We start from the raw sequence: 8,045 nt of genomic DNA on the forward strand, positions 1-8,045 counted from the left end.
CTTCCGGGCAATACTTTGTCTTGCTCATCGCTCCATCTTCTCAAGAGTTGGAGCCTCCCGAAATCATGGGGCGATTCACTTTTCCGTGGACGGGTGTTCATCAGTCAGGCGATGTGAGTGAGGTAGTGCTGACTGACGCCAGACAGGTCCGCTCCTTTGGGCAGCAACTGGCGAAGCAGGCCGTTGGTGTTCTCGTTGCTTGCCCGCTGCCAGGGCGCATGCGGGTCGGCAAACCACATGCCCAGTGCCCGGAAACCAAGCGCTGCTGCACCGCTTCGGGTTGGTGCACGATCCGCAGTTGCTCCGGCACCCAGGTGCGTTTGGCAGCAGTCGTACGCTGGAATCCGCGCGATGGTGTGTGCTGGCGCAGCGCCTCGCTGTCTTGCTAAGCCAACTCCCAACTCAATGTCGACGGGCTTGTCCCCAAAGGCCTGGAGATCGACCACAAGCTCTGACCTCGCCGCGCCTGAATCTGGAGCATCGCGCGCGCTTCTGCGCTTAGGTGACAGTCGCGTTTTGACAGGTGCGTGCCCTACTGGCTGAAAGGGTGTTGCACTTGGAAGTTGAGGCGGCCCACTGTCGATCATGATCACCACCACGCTGGTGGGGATCGCCACCATCCGCATCGGATCGAAATTGCGCGACGGGCGGGTGTCGTGCCGGTAGATGATGTCGAACCATTGCCGGCGCCAACCGTCTTCGGTGGCAGTAGTGAGCTGAGGATCTGAGAAAGGGCGCATGCGCGCAGTGTGCCGCAGGCCGGCGAATGCGCGAGAATGCGGGTTCTCCCTTCGCTTCTGCGACCTACCATCATGAGCACCGCTGCCGATTCGCCCCTGTCCCTCGCCCATTACTACCTGCCGGTGTACCGCCCGCGCCAGGTGGTGCTGGAGCGTGGCCAGGGCAGTCGCCTGTGGGACGACCAGGGTCGTGCGTATGTGGATCTGTCTGCCGGCATCGCGGTCAGCGGGCTGGGCCATAACGATCCGGATCTGATGGCTGCGCTGATCGAACAGGCAGGCAAGTTGTGGCACACCAGCAACGTGTTCTTCAGTGCGCCGCCGCTGAAGCTGGCCGAAGAACTGGTTACCGCCTCGCGTTTCGCGCACAAGGTGTTCCTGTGCAACTCGGGCACCGAGGCCAACGAGGCGGCGATCAAGCTGGTGCGAAAGTGGGCCAGCAATCAGAGCCGCCCGGCCGACAAGCGCGTCATCGTGACCTTCCGCGGCAGTTTCCATGGGCGCACCCTGGCGTCGGTCACTGCTACCGCGCAGCCCAAGTATCAGGAAGGCTACGAGCCGCTGCCCGGTGGCTTTCGCTATGTGGATTTCAACGATGTGGCGGCGCTGGAAGCGGCGATGGCTGCTGGCGATGTGGCTGCGGTGATGCTGGAGCCGATTCAGGGCGAGGGTGGAGTGATGCCGGCCGCGCCGGGCTTTTTGAGCCGCGTGCGCGCGCTGTGCGATCAGCATGATGCACTGCTGGTGCTGGACGAGATCCAGTGCGGTATGGGCCGTACCGGCACATTGTTTGCGCATTGGCAGGAGCAGGTGACGCCAGACATCGTGACGCTGGCTAAGGCGCTGGGCGGAGGCTTCCCGATCGGTGCGATGCTGGCCGGCCCCAAGGTGGCCGAGACCATGCAGTTCGGTGCGCACGGCACCACCTTCGGCGGCAATCCGCTGGCTGCAGCGGTGGCGCGCGTGGCGCTGCGCAAGCTGGCTTCGCCGCAGATTGCAGAGAACGTGTCGCGTCAGTCGGCTGCGTTGCGCGCCGGTCTGGACGCGCTCAGCGCCGAGTTCGGTGTGTTCGCGCAGATTCGGGGGCGTGGCCTGATGCTGGGCGCGGTGCTGGCGCCGGCGCACGCAGGGCAGGCCGGGATGATCCTGGATTTTGCGGCCAAGCATGGCTTGCTGCTGTTGCAGGCGGGGCCGGATGTCTTGCGTTTTGTGCCGGCGCTTAATCTGAGCGATGACGAGTTGGCTGATGGTCTGGCGCTCCTGCACTTGGCGATTGCCGATTATGTAGCGCAGCAGTGATGGACGCATGTGTTTTCTGCGCCATCGTGGCGGGTACTTGCCTTGGCCAGGGTGGTTTGGGAAAACGCGTCCGTTGTTGCGTTTTTTGATCTGCGCCAGGCTATGCCAGGGCGCGTGCTGGGTGCTGCGCGCGCATGTGCGGTAGTTCCAGGAACTGGACGAAGACCGCGCTGCTCAGCTGATGTGCATTGCGCATAGCTTGGTCAGGCTCTCTTACAGTGAGTGATTAGGTGGGGTGATGAGGTTTGATTTTTATCGCTCCGTTGTACCCTCACACCAACCCCGCTCCCCGGGGGGAGATGGGTTTGTTTCCGCGTTCGTAATTAAGAGCGGCTAACAAAACCCAGGAAGAAGCCGTAAGCAGATGATGGAGCATGCAAGCCAGAGCAACGCCAAGTGGAGATCGATGCGGCGTTCAAAGCGGATGCGCAGTTTGCCCATTGCTGCGAACCAGGCGTGGGTGCGCTCGACGACCCAGCGATGACGGCCCAATCGGTCGTTGCGCTCGATCCCCTTGCGTGCAATCTGCGCAATGATGCCGCGCTGCTTCAGGAAGGCGCGACAGCGGTCGATGTCGTAGGCCTTGTCGGCGTGCAATGTGTCTGGCCAACGTCGCCGGCGCCCTGGTTTGCCACCAATTGGCGGCAAGGCCTCGATCAACTCCTCGAACACGACCGAGTCGTGCCGATGGGCGCCGGTGACGCACACCGCCAAGGGAACGCCGTTGCGGTCCACGATCAGATGCCGTTTGCTGCCGAGTTTGCCGCGATCGGTCGGGTTTGGCCCGGTGTAGGCGCCCCCCCGGGGGGAGGCAACACTGGCGGCGTCCAGACTGGCTCGGCTTAGATCCAGCGTCTGGACGCGACGTAGCTCGGCCAGCAACACCTGATGCAGACGATGCCACACACCGGCGGCTTGCCAATCACGCAACCGGCGCCAGCAGGTCATGCCGCTGCCATCGCCAAGTTCCACAGGCAGGTCTTCCCACGGCACGCCCGTGCGCAAGACATAGACGATGCCGTTGAGGGCTTGTTGATCACTGATACGCGGCCGTCCACCTTTGGGCGAACGCTTGACTTGCGGAATCAGTGATTCGATGCGCTTCCACAGCGCAATGGGGATCTCTTTGCGAGGCGTCATTTCCGCAATTTTGCCACCGGCGAGACAATATTCAAGGGGTTTTGTTAGCCGCTCTTAGCCGTCGGCGAAACCCGCTGATGCGCCAACGCCGTGACCAGCAGCGTCATCTGCGACGATCGTCTGCGGTGCCGTCCGGTCCGATCACGATCTCCCTTGAGCACGCGGCATGACCGCGCGCTGGCTCCGTCAGACATCACTCCCGCAGTCGGTCACGCGCACCTGCAGCGCATAACACCTCAACCAAAACTCAGCGTGCCTTTCATCATTTCCCAGTGGCCCGGGAACGAGCAGAAGAAGGTGTAGTCGCCGCCCTTTCTCAATTTGCTGGTCGCAAAGCTCACGGTGGTGCTGTGGCCACCGCCGACGACCTTGGTGTGCGCAATCACGCGTGCGTCGGCTTTGGGGAGATAACTGTCGGCGATGGTGGAGCGGACGCCGGCATTGGCGACTGCCTGGAAGTCGGCGGACTTGGTCAGCACCCAGTTGTGGCCCATCACCGTGGCTGCCATCTTGCCGGAATGCTTGAGCGTGAGGTCAACCTGCGTGCAGTCGGGCGCCAGCTTGATCGCGTTCTGGTCGAACTTCATCTGATCGTTGCCGGTGATGGTCAACGCACAGGTGCGCGCCCACGCCGACGGCGCAAGCAGCACCAATCCAATCACGGCAAATGTCGAAAAATCTTTCAAAGGAACACTCCTGCGATAGGGGATGCGCGCCACCGCGATACCCGGCGCGCCTGGGCGCAACACCGCCGCGTTCGCCTGCGTCGGGGCACTCAGATTACCGCGACTGAGCACGCCTGATCTCTATCGACTATCGAATTTAAACTTCGACATCGACTCCACACCCGAGACATGCGCTACGCGTAACGGAAAAACGCATCCATCGGATCGTGTATATCGGCGGTGGCTTCCGGCAGCGGTAACGGGCCGCGCCTGTCGGCGATTACCTGCACGAACGCCTGCTTGAAGCGTGCCATCTCCGCATCGGTGCCCACCGTGATCGGCGACCAGGTTGGCCACACCGGCCAGCTGCGTCTGATGAACACGCCATGGGTGGCCATGTCGTCCTTGAAGCCGGTGGCCGGGCGCTTTACATCGACCATGAAGCAGTTGCGCTCCGATGCGGTGCAGGCGTAGCCCTGCCTGGCGAGAAAGTCCATCACATCCTTGCGCGTGGCTGCGGTGCGTGCGCGTCGCTGCGGTACCAGTGCAGGATCGCGCGGGCTGGCCAGGCCTGCGGCGGCGGCCGTCACCGGCAGACTGTTGACGCTGTAGAGCATCAGTTTGGTCAGCAGATTCGGGCGCGCGGCCGCTTAGCCCAGGCCAATGCCGGCCATGCCGTAGAGCTTGGAGAAGGTGCGCAACATCACCACGTCTTCGCCTGCGGCGACCATGTCGACCATGTCGACCACGCTGCTGAGCTGTGCGCAAAGTGGATAGAGGCCTCGTCGACCACCAGCACACTGCCTTTGGGCTTGTGCGCCAATGCATAGTCCAGCTCCTTGCGCGCAGTGACCGAGCCGGTGGGATTGTCTGGGTTGCAGATATAGATCACGCCCGGGTTGGCGTCGGCGGCGCACATCGCTTGCACGTCGTGCGAGAAGTCCTTGCGCAACGCCACCTTGATCAGTTTTGCGCCATTGCGCGTGGCCGCGCGCCAACCGGATTCGTAGGTGGAATCGGCGGTGACGAGCGCAGCGCTGGGCGAGGTGAACGCCAGCATCGTGTAGTCCAGCGGCTCGGTGGAGCCGGCGTAAGCCACCAGATGATTCACCGGCAGCTTTAGCCCCGGCGGCCAGGGTGTTCATCACTTCCATTTGCACATCAGGCAGGTAACGCCCGCCTTGCGGTGCGATCTGCACGATGGCGTTGACTGCGGCGGCCGACGGGCTATCCGGGAATTCGTTGAAGCCGATCATCACCGGCGATAACGCACTCGCTGGTGTCGGCGCGATGGTGGCCGAGCGTTCGGCAGCCCTGGCCAGCAGCGGCAGCGCTGGCAAACAGCGCGCAGTCACGTAGAAACGAGCGGCGCGAAAGAGCAGTTTTCATGACAACCTCCATCAGGACGGCAATACGGATTCAAGGACGAACGGCGACCACTTCGATTTCCACCCGATACAGCGGATTGCCCAGCGCGGCGATCTGGAATGCGGAACGCGCCGGCAGATTGGGCTGCTCCTTGGTGCCGAATAACTGGCGATAGCCCTCCATGAATCCGTTGAAATCCATCTTGCCGCCCATTGCCGTGTCGCCGACCAGAAACACCTGCATTTTCACCACATCGCCCATCCCCAAGCCGAGCGCTGCGAGCTGTTGTTTGATCTGATTCAACACGCTCACCGTCTGCGCCTTGGTGTCGCCATACGCCGCGACAGAGTCCTTCGGCGCGCTGGCATCCACTACTGCCGGCACCTTGCCACTGACGTAGACGGTGGCCTTGCCGGCGGGAATTTCCACTGCAGCGGCAATTGGGAAATCGCTATTGGGAATCTTGTGGCGAATCACGTCTGCAGCATGCGCGGCGGTGAGACCTGCGGACCACAGCATGGCGGCGGTGAGAACGGCAGTCACTGGACGGAACATGGCAACTCCTTGCATGAGAGAAAGAATCAGTGGCGCAGCAATTTGACGTCTTCGGCGGTGACGACCTCGGCGTGATCGTTACCGAAGTGCATGCGCACATAGCTCACCACTTCGGCCACCTGGCGGTCGTTGAGAATCTCGCTGAAGCCTGGCATGCCGGCATGGCCGTCGAGCACCATCATGATGACGTACGGGCCGGCTGACAGCTTGGGATTGCCGGCAAGCGCGGGATACTCGCCCGCACCTACAGCACCTCGCCCGGCCGGCATGTGGCAGCCCTGGCAGATCGCCTGATAGACATCCTGGCCGGATGCCTTGGCAAAACCCTGTTGTGGAAACAACTGCGTTGCATCGGAACTCTGCGCCTGCGCATCGTACGTACCCGGTGGCAGCAGCAACGCAGCCATCGCAACGACGAACATGGAAGCGGCCAGGCGTGGCGACAGACTCATGCGCGACCTCCCCCGGCAATTACCTTGCGATGCAGACGGCCCACGACATCGTGCGCAGACAAAATTGCGCCTTCCTGCCAGCCCGGAATATAGGACACGTGTTCACCGGCCAGCGCCAGCCGCCCATCGATCTGGCACAGCGGCGTGTAGTGTTCCGCGCGCGCCTGCTCGCTCCACATGCCGAAACAGCCATGGGTAAACGGCACGCGGTGCCAGCCAACCGCAATGCCGTTCTCGAACTCGCGCGGATATTGCGGATACAATTGGGTGCCGTATTCGACCGCCTTGCGCACACGCTGCTCCGGGCTCATCGAGGTGAAATGGTAAGCGTCCAACCCCCACACATACGCACCGAGCAGCACGCCCTTGCCGGGGCTGTGATAGTGGGTGCTGGGGTAGCTGATCAAGGCGATCGGCAGATCGGTGTAGCTGATGCCGCCGTAGATGGCTTCGTCCTCTTCCCAGAAGCGGCGCTTGAATTGCAGCCCCACTTTCACCGACGCCGCATACGGCACCTGGCCGATCGCGGTGGTCATCGCATCGCTGGCGGTGACCGGAATACGGCTGAGCACCGACAACGGAATCGTGCAGATACACCAATCGGCGCTGGCGATGCGTTCTTCGCCACCGTGCGCGGCATCCTGCCAGGACACACGGACGCCGCTGCCGTCCTGATCGATCCTGGTGACCTTGGCGTTGTAGGCGATGGCATCGCCAAGCTGACCGGCGAACGCCTTGCCGATCTGGTCCATGCCGCCCACCGGCTGGAACATGGTGGCCTGCATTTCGTAGTTGTTGCCGGCTGCCAGTGTGGTCCATAGGCGCGAGCGCAACACATCCTGCACGCTGAAAGGATCAGACAATTCCGGTTTGCCGGACAAACCGCCACAAGGATAGCGCGCAAACCCGCGTCGCTCGCTGCTGTCCTTGCCTTTGACGTAGCCGAACGTGTGATCGAGCGCGCCCCAGGTCCGCAAGGATTCCAGCAGAACTTCCTGGTCTTGGCGGCTCACGGTCTTGTCCAGTGCCTGCTGCTGCGTGCACTTGGCCAGCAACTCGGACACGTGGCCTTTGTAATCGGCATCGATGGCGCGAAAGCGCTGCGGTCTGCCGCCGAAGCTTTTTCCGCTATGCAACAGCGCGTTGTAGTTGACCTGATTGAATGCTTCCAGGGCCACACCGAATTGCTTGCAGTAACTCAGCACCGCTTTGTGGTGATGCGGAATGCGCCACGGCCCGGGATTCAGATACAGCCCGTCATCGAACTGGCAGTGTTGCGTCGCCCCGCCCAGTTCGGTGTAACGGTCACCGCCGCGCAGCGTCCAGTTACGCCCACCGGGGCGGTCGTTGTAGTCCAGCAACTGCACGCGATACCCGGCCTTGCGTAGTTCGAATGCAGCGGCCATGCCGGCCAGCCCCGCACCCAGAATCAGCACAGAGGCGCCCTTCGGGTCGCCATCCAGTTGCAGTGGTCCTTTGAAATTGGATTCGGCCGCCATGCCCAGGCTGCTCATCGCCTGATACATCATTGCGCCGCCAGCGGTCGTGCCGATGCGCGCCAGCAATTGCCGCCGCGTCATCGCCCCAGAGTGATTGCCTTGCATTAACGCGTAGTCCTTGCATGTCATGGATCAAGTGCGACTGACAAAACGCATGGCGCGGCCGGCAGTGACGCCGGCCGCGTCTCTGCCTCAGAACGTGTAGGCCAGGCTGGCAAACAGCTGGCGCGGTGCGATCAACTGATACGAGGGCACCTCGAACAACCAAGTCGTAGCCGTGGTGACACGCACTGGATGATGACCATACCTTCAAAAAATCAGCGATCT

At 62.2% G+C, this 8,045-nt stretch carries 6 protein-coding genes and 4 pseudogenes; 1 reads left to right on the forward strand and 9 read right to left on the reverse strand.

The window, feature by feature from the left end; translation table 11 throughout:
- Positions 1 to 107 precede the first annotated feature (107 nt).
- From XpopCFBP1817_RS18160 to XpopCFBP1817_RS18165, 3 pseudogenes are all read right to left on the reverse strand, one after another.
- Positions 108 to 239 (reverse strand): annotated as a pseudogene (locus tag XpopCFBP1817_RS18160) (IS30 family transposase); the annotation flags it as partial.
- Positions 240 to 241: 2 nt separating this feature from the next.
- Positions 242 to 376, reverse strand: a pseudogene (locus tag XpopCFBP1817_RS24150) (IS30 family transposase); the annotation flags it as partial.
- 193 nt (positions 377 to 569) lie between these two features.
- Positions 570 to 740, reverse strand: a pseudogene (locus XpopCFBP1817_RS18165) (ion transporter); the annotation flags it as partial.
- A 72-nt stretch (positions 741 to 812) separates the two neighbouring features.
- Here XpopCFBP1817_RS18165 and XpopCFBP1817_RS18170 point away from each other — a divergent pair.
- Positions 813 to 2,039, forward strand: coding sequence for an acetylornithine transaminase (locus XpopCFBP1817_RS18170; protein WP_128418184.1), 1,227 nt, complete (start codon positions 813 to 815; stop codon positions 2,037 to 2,039).
- Positions 2,040 to 2,372: 333 nt separating this feature from the next.
- On the opposite strand, the gene XpopCFBP1817_RS18175 is transcribed toward XpopCFBP1817_RS18170, so the two are convergent.
- The 6 genes and pseudogenes from XpopCFBP1817_RS18175 to XpopCFBP1817_RS18200 form a co-directional block, all read right to left on the reverse strand.
- Positions 2,373 to 3,179 carry an IS5 family transposase gene (locus XpopCFBP1817_RS18175; RefSeq protein WP_128418185.1) on the reverse strand — a complete coding sequence of 269 codons (807 nt, stop codon included), beginning with the start codon at positions 3,177 to 3,179 and terminating at the stop codon, positions 2,373 to 2,375.
- A 236-nt stretch (positions 3,180 to 3,415) separates the two neighbouring features.
- Complete coding sequence (gene azu / locus XpopCFBP1817_RS18180) at positions 3,416 to 3,865, reverse strand: azurin (RefSeq protein ID WP_128418186.1); 450 nt, start codon at positions 3,863 to 3,865, stop codon at positions 3,416 to 3,418.
- 173 nt (positions 3,866 to 4,038) lie between these two features.
- Positions 4,039 to 5,233 (reverse strand): annotated as a pseudogene (locus XpopCFBP1817_RS18185) (pyridoxal phosphate-dependent aminotransferase).
- 30 nt (positions 5,234 to 5,263) lie between these two features.
- Entirely contained in the window at positions 5,264 to 5,767 is a 504-nt protein-coding gene (locus tag XpopCFBP1817_RS18190; protein ID WP_128418187.1) for a RidA family protein, read from the reverse strand.
- 26 nt (positions 5,768 to 5,793) lie between these two features.
- Entirely contained in the window at positions 5,794 to 6,219 is a 426-nt protein-coding gene (locus XpopCFBP1817_RS18195; protein WP_128418188.1) for a c-type cytochrome, read from the reverse strand.
- Entirely contained in the window at positions 6,216 to 7,823 is a 1,608-nt protein-coding gene (locus XpopCFBP1817_RS18200) for a flavin monoamine oxidase family protein (protein WP_167393976.1), read from the reverse strand. The genes XpopCFBP1817_RS18195 and XpopCFBP1817_RS18200 overlap by 4 nt, the downstream gene beginning before the upstream one ends.
- Positions 7,824 to 8,045: the final 222 nt, after the last annotated feature.

Source organism: Xanthomonas populi, assembly GCF_002940065.1.
Classification (GTDB): domain Bacteria; phylum Pseudomonadota; class Gammaproteobacteria; order Xanthomonadales; family Xanthomonadaceae; genus Xanthomonas; species Xanthomonas populi.